Below are 13,045 nucleotides of genomic sequence, written 5' to 3' on the forward strand. Positions count from 1 at the left end.
GCCCTGGGCAACACCCTCCGTTCTTTGGTACACAGATCCTTCGGGTGAACGCGTGGTGAAAGAGAGCCGAATGGGATACGAACGGTTCGTCGTGGTGGGGGACAGCTGCGCCGAGGGGCTGGACGACCCCTATCCGGACGGCAGCCGGTACCGCGGTTGGGCCGACCTGGTGGCGAGCCGGCTGGCGGTGGACACGCCGGGGCTGCGGTACGCCAACCTCGCGGTCCGTGGGCGCCGGCTGGAGCAGATCATCACCGAACAGCTGCCGACCGCCGTGCGGTTGCGGCCCGACCTCGCGGTGCTGTTCGGCGGCGGGAACGACATCCTCTCCGGTGGGTTCGACCCCGCCACCGTGTCCCGGCGGATGGACACCGCGATCCGGACGCTGACCGAGGCCGCGCCGACCGTGCTGGTGTTCACCCTGGGCGACTTCTCCGCGCGGCTGCGGCTGGCCCGTCGGCTGCTGCCGCGGATCGCCACGCTCAACGCCGCGGTGCATCGCTCCGCGCTGGCGCACGGCGCGCACGTGGTGGACCTGTGGCCGGACCCGGCGGCGCACGACCTGCGGTACTTCGGCCGCGACCGGCTGCACCTGAGCGCGCACGGGCACCGGCGGTTGGCCGGGCACGTGCTGGCGACGCTCGGGGTGCCGTTCGACCGCCGCTGGTCGGAGCTGCTGCCCGGTGAGCCGGTCCGGCCGGGGTGGCGGGACCAGGCCGAGTGGTTGTACCGGGAGGTCCTGCCGGTGGCGGTCACCCGGTTCCGCAACCGGATCGTCGGCCGCTCGCCCGGTGACGGCTTCCGGCCCAAGCGGCCGGAGCTGGAGCCGTGGCCGGCCGGCATGCTCCAGGAGAGCGTCTGAGCGAGGCTCGTCGACGGCGTCGGCTCCGCCTCGCCGGTCCGCGCTGACCCCGCCTCCCGCCGGGCGCGGGCTCGCTCCGGTGATCGCTGCCGATCACGCTCTGAGATGCTGCGGGGGTGGACGGAGCACGCTTGGCGGACCTGCTGGACGACAACGACGTGGCCGGCCTGCAGCAGTGGCTGGCCACCCATCCCCCGTACGAGATCGCCGACGAGATGGCCAGGGCCGAGCCGGTGCACGCGGCACTGCTGCTGCGGCTGCTCGACAAGGACCGCGCGCTGGTGGCCTTCGAGGAGCTGGACCCGCCGACCCAGCAGAAGCTGCTGTCCGGCCTGCGCGACCAGGCCTTCCGCGACCTGGTCGAGGGCATGGACCCCGACGACAGGGCCCGCCTGCTCGGCGAGGCGCCGGCGAAGTTCGCGCACCGGGTGCTGGCCGGGCTGAGCCCGTACGAGCGGGCGATGACCGCGGAGCTGCTGGGCTACCCGGAGGGCTCCGTCGGCCGGTACACCAGTCCGGAGACGGTGACCGTGCGCCGGCACCTGACCGCGGGGCAGGCCCTGGAGGTGGTGCGGGCCAGGGGCGCGGCCGCCGAGACGGTCTACACGCTGCCGGTGGTCGACGACGAGCGCCGCTTCCTGGGCACGGTGAGCCTGCGCGACCTGGTGCTCAGCCGGCCGGACCGGCCGGTCGCCGAGCTGGTCGTCGACGACGCCCCGCGGGCGCACACGATGGACGACGCCGAGCGGGCCGCGCGGCTGATGCAGGAGGCCAACCTGCTCGCGCTGACCGTGGTCGACAACGAGGACCGCGTGGTCGGCCTGCTCACCATCGACGACGCGGTCGAGGTGATCGAGGCCGCCGACACCGAGGACATCGCGCGGCAGTCCGCGGCGCAGCCGTGGAGCGGGCACTACATGTCGGTCGGTGTCACCCAGCTCGCCCGCTCCCGGGCGACGTGGCTGCTGCTGCTCATCGTGGCCGCGACGCTCACCGTCAACGTGCTGCAGTACTTCGAGGCCGAGCTCGCGGAGGTCACCGCGCTCGCACTGTTCATCCCGCTGCTGGTGGGCACCGGCGGCAACGCGGGCGCGCAGGCCGCCACGTCGGTGGTGCGCGCGCTGGCGGTCGGCGAGGTGCGCACCGGCGACGTGCTGCGGGTGGCGTGGCGGGAGTGCCGGGTGGGGCTGCTGCTCGGCGTGATGCTGGCCGTGGTCGGCTTCGTCATCGGCGCGGTGCTGGTGACCGTGCCGGTGGCCGTCACGGTCTCGCTGGCGATCGTGCTGGTCTGCTGCTGGGCGGCCATCATCGGCTCCGTCATGCCGCTGCTGGCCAAGCGCCTGCACATCGACCCCGCGGTGATCTCCGCCCCGTTGGTCACCACGCTCGTCGACGCCACCGGGCTGATCATCTACTTCGGACTGGCACGCCTCGTTCTCGGGCTGTGAGGGCGTACCCGGCACGGATCCGCTCCCAGGCGGCGAGGACGTGTCGCCGCTCGGTGGCCGGCGCGCCGATCGCCATCCGCAGCAGCACCCTCTCGTGTCCGACCGGGACCTTGGTGTGGCTGAGGTACAGGTCGCCGGAGTCGTTGAGCCACTCCAGCAGTGCCATGGTCGCCGCGTCGGCCTCGGCGTCCGGCAACCCGGGCCACAGTGGACGGAAGCAGACCAGCCCGAACCGTTGCGGCCGCCACAGCTCGAACGCCGGGTCGGCCGCCACCAGCTCGGCGAGCTCCGCGGCGAGCGCGACGCCGGTGCGGATGTGCGCGCGCAGCCCCTCGGCGCCGTACCAGCGCAGCACCGCCCAGAGCTTGAGTGCGCGGAACCGCCGGCCGAGCGGGACCTGCCAGTCCCGGTAGTCGATCACCTCGCCGCTGGTGGTGGCCGGGTTGCGCAGGTACTCGGGCAGGATCGACAGCGCGTCGATCATCGGCGCGCGGTCGGCGAGCCAGAGCACGGTGCAGTCGAAGTTGGTGAGCAGCCACTTGTGCGGGTTGGTCGCGTAGGAGTCGGCGTACTCGGCCACCCCGTCGTCGATCCACCGCAGCTCGGGGCACACCGCCGCGACACCGGCGTAGGCGGCGTCGACGTGCAGCCACACGCCGTGCTCCCGGCACACCGCGCCGATCTCGGGCACCGGGTCGACGGCCGCGGTGGAGGTGGTGCCCACGGTGGCGCACACCATCGCCGGCACCGCGCCGGCCGCCCTGTCCTCGGCGAGCAGCCGGCGCAGGTGTGCCGAATCCATCGCCAGGGTGTCCGGGTCGACGTCGACCAGCCGCACGTTCGCGGCGCCGATGCCGGTGACCCGCGCGGCCTTCTCCAGGGACGAGTGGGTCTGCGACGACACGTACAGCCGGTAGTGGCCGGCGATCCCGCGGTCGGCCACCACGCCCCCGCCGGCCCGCCGCAGCGCGGCGATGAGGGCCACCAGGCTCGCGCTCGACGCGGAGTCCTGGATCACCCCGCCGCCGGCGGCGTCGGTGCGGAACGCCTTCGGCAGGCCGAGCAGCTCGGCCAGCCAGTCCACCACCACGGTCTCCAGCTCGGTGCAGGCCGGGCTGGTCGCCCACACCATGCCCTGCACGCCGAGCCCGGCGGAGAGCAGGTCGCCGAGGATCCCCGGCCCGCTCGCGTTGGCCGGGAAGTAGGCGAAGAAGCTGGGGTGCTGCCAGTGCGTGACGCCGGGCAGCAGCACCCGGTCGAGGTCGGCCAGCACGGCGTCGAACGGCTCACCCCGCTCGGGCGGGTGCTCCGGCAGGGCGGAGCGCACCTCGCCGGGCCGGACGCGCGAGCGCACCGGGTGGGACTCGATGCCGGCGAGGTAGTCGGCGATCCAGTCCACCGCCCGGTGGCCGTGCGCCCGGAACTCCTCCGGCGTCATGTGTCCGGTCACCGCGTCCCTCCCCGCTGGTGGGCGAACGTCAGCACCGAGCGCACCAGCCCGACGATGCCGCCGACCGACACCTTCGGGTCGATCATCCGCTGGATGGCCATGCCGACACTCAGGCTGACCACGGCCGCGGCCAGCGACCTCGCCGACACCACGCCGCCGAGGCCGAGGTCGGCGAGCTGGCGGTCGAGCCCGGCGGTGATCACGTCGACGGCGGCCCGCTCGCGCTCCGCCAGCGCGCCCACCAGCGCCGGGTCCTGCCGGGCCTCGAGCGCGAACTCCAGCTCCAGCCGGGGCCACCCGCCGGTCATCGCCTCGTCGGCCCACTTCTCGAACGTGTCGAGCTTGTCGTCCAGGGTTCCCGGCCCGGTGAAGATCTCGCCGACCCGGCCCAGCTGCTCGGCGTGGATGCGGTCGAGCACGACCAGCGCGAGTTCGCTCTTGCCGTGGAAGTTGGAGTACACCGCGCCGGTGGAGAAGCCGGCCTCCTCGGCGACCCTGGCCAGCGACGTCGCGGAGTAGCCGTCGCGCAGGAAGAGCTCGCGCGCGGTGGCGACCAACCGCTCCCTGGTACGCGCCTGGCTCTCGGCGCGGGTCAGTCGGGCCATGGCAGCGATCGTAATCATTGACACCAGTCGACCAGGGGCATAGCTTTCGCACTCAGATTACGGCGTTATCCCGGATTGGGGGCGGTCTGGTGGCGGACGGGCTGGACGGCCTGGTGACGGGTGTGGCCGCGCGGTACGACGCGGCGGCGGCCGGGGCGTGGCGCACGCTCGGCCGCGCGATCAACGGCTTCGGCCGCACGAGCACCGCCGAGCTGCGGCGGGCGGTGGCCGGCAGGACGGTGCTGGTCACCGGGGCCTCGTTCGGCATCGGGGAGGCCACCGCGCGCCGGCTGGCCCGCGCCGGAGCGACCGTGCTGCTCGCCGCGCGCACCGCGGACCGGCTGCACCAGGTGACCGACGGGATCACCGCCGCGGGCGGCCGCGCGTTCGCCTACCCCACCGACCTGACCGACGGCGGCGAGGTCGACACGCTGGTGAAGCGGGTGCTGGACGAGCACGACCACGTGGACGTGCTGGTCAACAACGCCGGCAAGTCGATCCGCCGGTCGCTGGAGCTGTCCTACGACCGGCCGCGGGACTTCGAGCGCACCATCAACGTCAACTACCTCGGCCCGGTGCGGCTCACTCTGGGGCTGCTGCCGTCGATGCGGGCGCGCCGGTCCGGGCACGTGGTGAGCGTGTCCACCTGGGGCGTGCGGCCGCTGCCGATCGCCCCGCGGTGGAGCGCGTACCTGGCGTCGAAGGCGGCGTTCGACGTGTGGATGCGCAGCATGGCGCTGGAGGTGCGGGGCGACGGGGTGACCGCGAGCACGGTGTACATGGGTTTGGTGCACACCAGGATGAGCGCGCCGACCCCGGCACTGCGCCGGCTGCCGGGGCTGACCCCCGAGGACGCGGCCAGGGTGGTGTGTGACGCGATCGTGCGCCGGCCGGCCACCGTGGCGCCGTGGTGGGCGCCCGCCGTCAGCGCCGCCACGTCCGTCCTGGCTGGACCCATCGACCGGGCGTTGGGCCTGGCCTACGAGCTCACCCGCGGTTCCGAGCGCCCGCCGCCACCACGGGACTGACGACGGCGGCAGAATTCGAGCGGTGAACACCGTCTCGCTGGTCGCCGCCACCGTGTCGTTCTCCTCCGCCGTGGTCACCGTGCTGCTGGGCGCGCTGTTCGAGAGCCGCCGCCGGCGCGGGGAACGGGACGAGGAGCGCCGGCACCTGGTCAGGCGATTCCGTGACCCGCTGCTGCAGGCCGCGTCGGGCCTGTTGTGGAGGGCGAGCAACGTGATCAAGGACGGCGACAACCGGTTCCTGCTGGAGGACACCGCGCGGCACCGGGACTACGTGCGCTACGAGAGCGCCTACCGGTTGGCCGCCTACCTGGGCTGGGTCGAGCTGCTGTTCCGCGAGGTGCGGTTCGTGGACCTGGGCAACGCGCGGCGCAACCGGCGGCTGGTGGAGTTGCTGGCCCGGGTGCAGAACGCGTTGAGCGAGCCGATTCCCGGCGACCAGGCGTTCCGCCTGCTCGGTGGCGAGCAGCGGGCGCTGGGCGAGCTGATGGTCCGGCCGCCGATCGAGGGCGAGGACGCACCACGCTGCCTCGGGTTCGTCGAGTTCCACCACCGGATCACCACCGAGGAGAGGTTCGCCCACTGGTTCGCGCCGCTGCTGACCGACATCGACCGGTTCGCCGCGGGCCGTCGCTCCGGTCTGGCGCGGCTGACGAACTTGCACAACGCGCTGGTGGAGCTGGTGGACTTCCTCGACCCCAAACAGGTCTGGATCCTCGGACCCCGTGAGCGGCTGCCCGCGCCCTGACCGTGTCGTTCACCCTGGCGGGTGGCAGGATGGGCCGCCGGTTCACGAGACCGACCCGACTGACCCACGAAGGAGTGCGGCATGGACGCCCTGAACGAGGCCATCGGCAACGTCAACGACGTCTTCTGGACCTACCTGGTCATTCCGCTGCTCGCGCTGGTCGGCATCTACTTCACCGTGCGGTCCCGGGCGGTGCAGGTACGGCTGCTGCCCGACATGATCCGGAACTTCGGCAGCTCGCCGGAGCGAGCGCCGGACGGCAAGAAGGCCATCTCGTCGTTCCAGGCGTTCGCGATCTCGGCCGCGGCGCGGGTCGGGACCGGCAACATCGCCGGGGTGGCGATCGCGATCGCGATCGGCGGGCCCGGCGCGGTGTTCTGGATGTGGTTGATGGGCATGGTCATGGGCTCGGCCGCGTTCGTGGAGTCCACGCTGGCCCAGCTGTACAAGGTCCAGGACAAGACCGGCTACCGGGGCGGTCCGGCGTACTACATGCAGCACGGGCTGCGGGCCCGCTGGATGGGCGTCATCTTCGCCGTGGTGATCATCTTCACCTTCGGCTTCTCGTTCATCATGGTGCAGTCGCACAGCATCACCGCCGCGATCAGGAACTCGGTGAGCACGGCGACCGGGCAGCCGGCCGCCGGCTGGGTGGCGCCGCTGGTCGGTGGCGCGCTGGTCGTGCTGGTCGCCGTCGTGATCTTCGGCGGGGTGCGGCGAATCGCGCACGTGGCGCAGATGACCGTGCCGTTCATGGCGCTGATCTACCTGATCCTGGGGATCGTGGTCGTCGTGCTGAACATCGAGCAGGTGCCGACCGTGCTGGGCGACATCGTGGGCGCGGCGTTCGGGCTGCGGGAGATCGGCGCGGCCGGCGTGGGCACCGCGATCATGATGGGGATCCGGCGCGGCCTGTTCTCCAACGAGGCCGGCATGGGGTCGGCGCCCAACGCGGGCGCGACGGCATCGGTGAGCCACCCGGTGAAGCAGGGGCTCGTGCAGACCTTCGGCGTCTACTTCGACACGCTGATCGTGTGCTCGATCACGGCGTTCATCATCCTGGTGTCGAACCCGGTGTACGGCGAGGAGATGGGGGCGCGGCTCACCCAGAACGCGCTGGAGGCCAATCTGGGGTCGTGGTCGCTGCACCTGCTGACGCTGATCATCTTCCTGCTGGCGTTCACCTCGGTGCTCGGCAACTTCTACTACAGCGAGGCGAACCTGTACTTCCTGACCGGCAGCCGCAAGGCGCTCACCGCGCTGCGCCTGGTGATCACCGGGATGCTGTTCCTCGGCGCGGTGGCCTCGCTCGATGTGGTGTGGAGCGTCGCCGACGTCACCATGGGCGTGATGGCGGTGGTCAACATGGTCGCGATCGCGCCGCTGGGCGCGCTCACACTGCGGTTGCTGAAGGACTACCAGGAACAGCGCCGGCAGGGCCTGGACCCGGTGTTCACCCGCGACCGGATGCCCGACCTGCGGGGCGTGCAGTGCTGGGAGAGCGACCGCACGCAGGACGTCGCCGCGAGGCCCTGAGGCCCTGGCCCTGACTCAGGGCGGCCCCTGGTCGACCGTGACGCAGGCTGTGGTGGGCGCCGAACGGGTCATCGGTCGCGGCATCGCGAGCAACGCGGCTGGGACGAGTTGATCGAGAACTACGGCAGCCTCGCCGGAAAGCTCGGGCCGGGAACCTGCCGCCGTCAGTCGGTGAAGCTGTCGTCAGTCGGTGAAGCTGGGGTCGGCGGAGTGCAGGTTCGATACTCGCCCCTTCGGCTCCTCCCACTCCTCCTGGCGCCCCAGCACGGTGACGTCGAGCAGCCGGTAGGCGTGCATCATCACCTCGACCCCGCGTCCATAGGTGGCGTACGTGTGGAAGACCTCGTCGCCGTCGCGCAGGAAGGCGCTGATGCCGGGCTGCTCGCCGACGTAGTCGACCAGCCAGGCCTGCCCGGCAGCGACCAGTTCGTCCGCGCCCCGGAAGTTGTAGGTGTTCGGCCTGACCGCCGGGTTCAGCGAGAAGTGGAAGTCGTAGTTGAAGTCGCTGCCGAACGAGGAGTACCAGGGGAAGGTCCAGCCTCGGGCCTGCTTCTCGGCGGCCAGCTTCGCGTACGGGGCGCGCGAGACGGCGGCGAACGTGGTGTCACGGGCGGAGAGGTGGGCGCGGGCCCCCTCGCTGAGGTCGTCCGCCATCGCGCTGCAGCTGCCACAGCCCCGGTCCCAGGACGGGTCGAACATGAAATGCTGCAAAACGAGCTGGCGTCGCCCATCGAACAGGTCCAACAGCCCGACCTCGCCGTCCGGGCCGCTGAACCGGTAGTCCTTCTCGACCCGCACCATCGGCAGTCGCCGCCGGTCGGCGTTGAGCCCGTCCAGGGCCCAAGTCAGCTCCTTCTCCCTGGCCAGCAACTCTCGGCGGGCGGTCAGCCACTCGTCCCGGCTGACGACCTTCGGTCGGTCCATGTCCCCTCCAGAACACTCTAACTTGTGTGATGCAAGCACTCTAGGGGGCGGACTTGTATCACGCAAGCGGAAGGCGGAACATCGACCTCGTGCTCGGCAAGACGTACGAACGAGAGAACTGCTCGGCGGCTCGCGCACTGGAACTGGTCGGCGAGCGCTGGAGCCTATTGATCATCCGCAATGCCGTGTTCGCCGGCATGACCCGGTTCTCCGACTTTGAACGCAGGCTCGGGGTCGCGCCGAACATCCTGGCCAAGCGGTTGGACGGGTTCGTCGCCGACGGGCTGATGGAGCGGCGCGATGGGCGGGAGTACGTGCTCACGGAGAAGGGCCACGAGCTTGGCACGGTGATCGTGGCGCTGACTGAGTGGGGCGACCGCTGGGCCGCGCCGCAGGGCCCGCCGATCTTGTTCGAGCACGAGGACTGTGGCGGGCCGGTCCACGTGCACGCTCGCTGTGACGACTGTGGACGGGAGATCGCCGCGGCCGACGTAGTCGCCGTCGCCGGTCCCGGGGCCGACCCGCAGCGCCGCCCACCCCGCGACCCGAGCCGCCCTCGCACCGCCTGAGTCCCCACGCGCCGCCCGAGCTGCCGGATTGGCTACCAGGCCGTGCGGCCGCGCCGCACTCACCATCCGAACCTTGCGGGTCTGGGAACACCAACAGCGGGGACCTCCCGATCAGGAGGTGCCCGCCGCGTCCGTCGCGATTGGCGCTCGGAACTGGGGCCAAAACCAGCCGGTGGTCACGCCGCCACAGTTGACCTTGATCCGGATTCTCCCGTTGGTGGGAAGCGCGCAGGCGTAGCCTCAGCGTGGACGTTGGGGAAGCTTACTCGAACACAGAGGACCAGGTCAGCGCGCTACAAACGCTGTGGAGGAAGCTGCCGGACCTCGATGCGCCACCGCGACCGACGCCGAAGCAGGACAAGCCGTAACGCGCTCGGCAACTCAACCACCAAGTCCAGCAACTCATCGAGAGCTACCGATCCGGTTCCACCGTCTACCGCCGTGTGCAGGAGATGGTCGATTTCTACGCCTTCCTCCACCGCAGGTTCCCCGAGCTCTTCGATGAACGGAACACACGATGAGGGCGATCGATCGTCAGCCGGCGGATCGTTCCGCTGCGCGGGCCGCCAAGTCGTTGAGGTAGCTTTCGAGAGGTGATGGAACGCCTCGTCGAGGCTGTCCAAGCCGGTTGCGGGGACCAGGTCGGCGATCTCGGAGAGGCGCGGGTACGCGCCGGTCGCCAAGACCGTCGCCGCCTCCGCGTCGCTCGTCAGCCACCATTGGCTGTTGCGCAGGCGGGACTCATCCTCCGCCCGGAGCTCACCGATCGCACCCAGGGCAAGCCCTTTGGTCAGCCCGGCCAGTGCGATCGTGGCGTGCACCCGCTCGGCCGGTTTCAAGCCGACCTCGGCGAGCGCTTCGAGGGTCCATTCGCTGTACCTCATGGCCTCGGGCGCCAGGGGAGGCCGGGTCACCGACAGCACTTCGGCGAGCCATCGGTGTGTGCGGTAGAGCTGCCACTGCAGCCGGTAGACGACCTCGATCGTCGTGCGCCATCCCATGGGCCGAGCATCGGGGAGGGGATTGGCCGCGAAGGCTGCTCGCATCATCAACATCTCCAGCTCGTCCCGGCCGGCGACGTAGTTGTACAGCGACATCGGAGCCACGCCCAGAACGCCGGCGAGACGCCTCATCGACAGGGCTTCGAGGCCTTCGCGCTGGGCGAGGTCAATTGCCGCAGCCACGATCCGTCTCCGAGGGAGTCCGTGGCCGACAGTCGACCGTGTGCGCCGCCTGGGTTCCTGCGTCTCACGAACGGTCGTCCCGGATCCTTGGCGCGTCTGCACTAGCCCTTCGTCAAGCAGGGTCGCGATGGCGCGGGCGGCAGTCGCCATCGCGACGCCCATCGTCGATGCGACCGCAACCGGCAGGACGCAACGGACGGTGCAAGAGCAAACCGTTACCCTTCAGGCGTACACAACCGCCATCCTGACCCGCTGAGGGGCGGCCATCCTCGGATCGCGTCACCTCGACAATCTCTCTACACGTTCTTCGTCAGCGGCATGCCTCGCGAGAGGAAGTCGAGAGCGCGGTCGATGGCGGCGAGGTAGGTATCGACGGTGAGCTCGCCGTCGATGATCGCGGACCCGAAGACGCCGAGGACCGCGCCGGTGAAGGCCCTCACCTCGCGATCGTCGCGTTCCCTCCCCACGAGCGTGGCGATGAGGTCGGCGAAGACGAAAGGGCGACGATCCGACTCGCCGAGCCGTTCACCGCCCTGGCACCTGAACCAGCATCAACCGATGCCAGGTGTTCGAGTATGTCGTCTTGGGTGGAGGTTGGAGGGGCTTACTCGAACAACGCAACCACCGATGGGGGTTCGGGGGCTTGCCCTCGACTGGGGTGTGGGGGCTTGGCTTGGCCCCCACAGGCCACGCGGAACAGAAAAGGCTCGCGCTCTCCGCGAGCACAAGCCTGCCATCTGTGGGCCTGACGCGTCAGCATGCGAACCATGCCAGCGCAACCGCAGTGGGGGTCCGGGGGCGTGTCCCCGGGCGGGGTCTGGGGGTTGCACCCCCAGACGACACGACGAGCGAGCGAGGCGAGCGCTCTCCGCGAGCACACCTCGCCCGCTCGCGAGTGGAGCTGAGGGGAATCGAACCCCTGACCTTCTCGATGCGAACGAGACGCGCTACCAACTGCGCTACAGCCCCTGGGTGAAGCGCGATCAGCATAGCAACCGCGCTCCCGGGTCCACCGGGGTGGGGGTCCCTACTCGCCCGCGGCCCGCCGGTACGGCTGGTAGTTCGGCTCGGCGAGCTCGTGGAAGGCGGGGTCCTCGTCGTCGATGTCGACGACGACGGCCTGGCGCCGCACGCGGGAGGTCGGGACGGGCTTGCGTTCGCTGCCCACGACCGCGCGTCGTCGCTCGGCGATCTCGACCTCCTCGGCCCGGCGGGGTTCGCGGGCGGGCCGCCGGGCGGCGGTGTTGAGCCGGGCGAGCCGCCGCTGCCGGATCTCGTCCTCGATGCGCACCTGCCGGCGGAGGTAGATCAGGTAGCCGACCAGCACGACGTCGGCGGCGCCGTTGGCCCACCACAGCGCCGACCACAGGAACCCGGCGAGGACGGCGGTGACGATGACCAGCGCGAGCAGGACCAGCACGACCCGCTGCCGGTAGGCGTACTTGGCGCGGGCGGCCATCTCGGCGGCCTCCGGGTCGAAGCCGCCGCGGCCGGGTCGGTACCGGCGCCCCGAGCCGGACACGGCCGCGGGCACGGTGGTCGGTCGCGCGCGCGGGGTCTCGTCGACCGGCCGTTCGGCGGGTTCCTCGTCGAGGTCGTCGACGTCGTCGTCGAAGCCGTCGTCGAACTCGTCGGCTTCGAACGGCTCGGCCGCGCTCATGTCCTCGTCGGCGCCGGCGGGCTCGTCCGGCTTCGGTTTCTCGGGCACTGCGTACTCCTCCCGCCCCCCGAGCTGGATGTCCGCGCCTCCGCTGCGCACGACCCTGGCGGCCAACGCGGAATCGTTCGTGGGCACGATCTCCTGCCGCTTCCGCGCGATCATCGGAACGAGGACGACAAGCCACGCGGCGGCCAGCGCCACGATGATCAACGAGCTCGGCATCTCCCGTCACCTCCCCCGACCGTTGGCTCCCTGCAGTCACGCTAGTCACAGGAGTAACAGATGGGGCGCAGGCACGCCGGGCGAGATCGGAAAAGTCCTCGCTGAACTAGGTGAAAATCACCGCGTGTGGTATTGGCGTCACGGAGCTTCGGCGCGCCCCTCCGCGACCAACCGGGCGACCAGGCCGTCCCACGCCTCCTCGGCCGTGATCGCGAAGCACAGGTGGTCCCGCCAGTCCCCGGCGACCTGGAGGTAGCGCCGGAAGCGCCCTTCCTGCCGGAACCCGGCCTTCGCCAGCACCCGCAGGCTCGCCGCGTTCTCGGGGCGGACGGTCGCCTCGAGCCGGTGCAGCGATGCCGCGCCGAAGGTGTGGTCCACCGCCAGCGCGACCGCCGCGGTCGCCACACCGCGCCCGGACAGCGTGGCGGACACCCAATACCCGACCCACGCCGAGCGCAGGGCCCCCCTGACCACGTTGCTGAGGGTGATCTGCCCGGCGAACTCGCCGTCGACGGTGATCGCGAACGGCAGGCACTGTCCGCGGCGGGCGAGCGTCCGCAGCGCCGACCACTGCGACACCCAGGCCAGCCGGCCGTTGCGCTCCTCCCAGGAGCCTGGCCCGTTCGGCTCCCACTCCTCGAGGTAGGCGCGGTCGCGCAGGCGGATGCGGCTCCACGCGCCCGCGTCCCGCAGCCGCACCGGCCGCAACGCCACCTCACCCGCGGCGACCCGCAACGGACCGAGCCGGGCTGGCCACCCAGGGTGACGAGGCTCGACGTCGTGCGCCGAGCGGTGCGGCGGTGTCGACATGG

13 protein-coding genes and 1 tRNA gene are annotated in these 13,045 nt (G+C 71.1%); 6 read left to right on the forward strand and 8 right to left on the reverse strand.

All coding sequences use genetic code 11. The annotated features are described in order from the left end of the window. Positions 1 to 70 precede the first annotated feature (70 nt). Both BM051_RS07335 and mgtE read left to right on the forward strand, forming a co-directional pair. Positions 71 to 862: an SGNH/GDSL hydrolase family protein gene (locus BM051_RS07335; RefSeq protein WP_092529254.1), complete on the forward strand. Its 792-nt coding sequence runs from the start codon at positions 71 to 73 to the stop codon at positions 860 to 862. A gap of 116 nt (positions 863 to 978) precedes the next feature. Then, positions 979 to 2,310: a magnesium transporter gene (mgtE, locus tag BM051_RS07340; RefSeq protein ID WP_244894470.1), complete on the forward strand. Its 1,332-nt coding sequence runs from the start codon at positions 979 to 981 to the stop codon at positions 2,308 to 2,310. Here mgtE and BM051_RS07345 read toward each other — a convergent pair. Continuing rightward, positions 2,270 to 3,748, reverse strand: coding sequence for an aminotransferase class I/II-fold pyridoxal phosphate-dependent enzyme (locus BM051_RS07345; RefSeq protein WP_092529255.1), 1,479 nt, complete (start codon positions 3,746 to 3,748; stop codon positions 2,270 to 2,272). The genes mgtE and BM051_RS07345 overlap by 41 nt on opposite strands. Before the next feature lie 8 nt (positions 3,749 to 3,756). Beyond that, on the reverse strand, positions 3,757 to 4,365 hold the full coding sequence (locus BM051_RS07350) for a TetR/AcrR family transcriptional regulator (RefSeq protein ID WP_092529256.1): 609 nt from the start codon (positions 4,363 to 4,365) through the stop codon (positions 3,757 to 3,759). Positions 4,366 to 4,454: 89 nt separating this feature from the next. Between BM051_RS07350 and BM051_RS07355 the strand changes: the two genes are divergently transcribed. The 3 genes from BM051_RS07355 (at position 4,455) to BM051_RS07365 (ending at position 7,674) form a co-directional block, all read left to right on the forward strand. After that, positions 4,455 to 5,393 (forward strand): SDR family NAD(P)-dependent oxidoreductase, encoded by a 939-nt coding sequence (locus BM051_RS07355; protein WP_243859210.1) that lies wholly within the window; start codon positions 4,455 to 4,457, stop codon positions 5,391 to 5,393. Between the two features lie 22 nt (positions 5,394 to 5,415). Then, a complete protein-coding gene (locus BM051_RS07360) occupies positions 5,416 to 6,138 on the forward strand; it encodes a hypothetical protein (RefSeq protein ID WP_092529257.1) in 723 nt (240 codons plus the stop codon). A gap of 81 nt (positions 6,139 to 6,219) precedes the next feature. Beyond that, a complete protein-coding gene (locus BM051_RS07365; protein ID WP_092529258.1) occupies positions 6,220 to 7,674 on the forward strand; it encodes an alanine/glycine:cation symporter family protein in 1,455 nt (484 codons plus the stop codon). A 183-nt stretch (positions 7,675 to 7,857) separates the two neighbouring features. Here BM051_RS07365 and BM051_RS07370 read toward each other — a convergent pair whose 3' ends face one another. Continuing rightward, positions 7,858 to 8,598 carry a DUF899 domain-containing protein gene (locus BM051_RS07370; RefSeq protein WP_092529259.1) on the reverse strand — a complete coding sequence of 247 codons (741 nt, stop codon included), beginning with the start codon at positions 8,596 to 8,598 and terminating at the stop codon, positions 7,858 to 7,860. 89 nt (positions 8,599 to 8,687) lie between these two features. On the opposite strand from BM051_RS07370, the gene BM051_RS07375 reads away from it, so the two are divergent. Next, a complete protein-coding gene (locus BM051_RS07375; protein ID WP_092529260.1) occupies positions 8,688 to 9,167 on the forward strand; it encodes a winged helix-turn-helix transcriptional regulator in 480 nt (159 codons plus the stop codon). Between the two features lie 293 nt (positions 9,168 to 9,460). On the opposite strand, the gene BM051_RS07380 is transcribed toward BM051_RS07375, so the two are convergent. The 5 genes from BM051_RS07380 to BM051_RS07395 form a co-directional block, all read right to left on the reverse strand. Beyond that, entirely contained in the window at positions 9,461 to 10,351 is an 891-nt protein-coding gene (locus BM051_RS07380) for a TetR/AcrR family transcriptional regulator C-terminal domain-containing protein (RefSeq protein ID WP_166677561.1), read from the reverse strand. A gap of 296 nt (positions 10,352 to 10,647) precedes the next feature. Next, positions 10,648 to 10,791, reverse strand: a complete 144-nt coding sequence (locus tag BM051_RS28935; RefSeq protein ID WP_166677562.1) for a hypothetical protein — start codon at positions 10,789 to 10,791, stop codon at positions 10,648 to 10,650. A 456-nt stretch (positions 10,792 to 11,247) separates the two neighbouring features. Beyond that, positions 11,248 to 11,320 (reverse strand) — tRNA-Ala (locus tag BM051_RS07385). A gap of 58 nt (positions 11,321 to 11,378) precedes the next feature. After that, on the reverse strand, positions 11,379 to 12,233 hold the full coding sequence (gene sepX, locus BM051_RS07390) for a divisome protein SepX/GlpR (protein WP_092529262.1): 855 nt from the start codon (positions 12,231 to 12,233) through the stop codon (positions 11,379 to 11,381). 138 nt (positions 12,234 to 12,371) lie between these two features. Continuing rightward, positions 12,372 to 13,043 carry a GNAT family N-acetyltransferase gene (locus BM051_RS07395; RefSeq protein ID WP_092529263.1) on the reverse strand — a complete coding sequence of 224 codons (672 nt, stop codon included), beginning with the start codon at positions 13,041 to 13,043 and terminating at the stop codon, positions 12,372 to 12,374. Positions 13,044 to 13,045: the final 2 nt, after the last annotated feature.

The organism is Amycolatopsis arida (genome assembly GCF_900115565.1).
GTDB classification, from domain to species: domain Bacteria; phylum Actinomycetota; class Actinomycetes; order Mycobacteriales; family Pseudonocardiaceae; genus Yuhushiella; species Yuhushiella arida.

Excerpts from the sequence above, each read along its gene's own strand:
- BM051_RS07335 (WP_092529254.1), top strand. The coding sequence starts at position 71 with ATGGGATACGAACGGTTCGTCGTGGTGGGGGACAGCTGCGCCGAGGGG.
- BM051_RS07345 (WP_092529255.1), bottom strand. The coding sequence starts at position 3,748 with ATGACGCCGGAGGAGTTCCGGGCGCACGGCCACCGGGCGGTGGACTGG.
- BM051_RS07350 (WP_092529256.1), bottom strand. The coding sequence starts at position 4,365 with ATGGCCCGACTGACCCGCGCCGAGAGCCAGGCGCGTACCAGGGAGCGG.
- BM051_RS07365 (WP_092529258.1), top strand. The coding sequence starts at position 6,220 with ATGGACGCCCTGAACGAGGCCATCGGCAACGTCAACGACGTCTTCTGG.
- BM051_RS07370 (WP_092529259.1), bottom strand. The coding sequence starts at position 8,598 with ATGGACCGACCGAAGGTCGTCAGCCGGGACGAGTGGCTGACCGCCCGC.
- sepX (WP_092529262.1), bottom strand. The coding sequence starts at position 12,233 with ATGCCGAGCTCGTTGATCATCGTGGCGCTGGCCGCCGCGTGGCTTGTC.
- BM051_RS07395 (WP_092529263.1), bottom strand. The coding sequence starts at position 13,043 with ATGTCGACACCGCCGCACCGCTCGGCGCACGACGTCGAGCCTCGTCAC.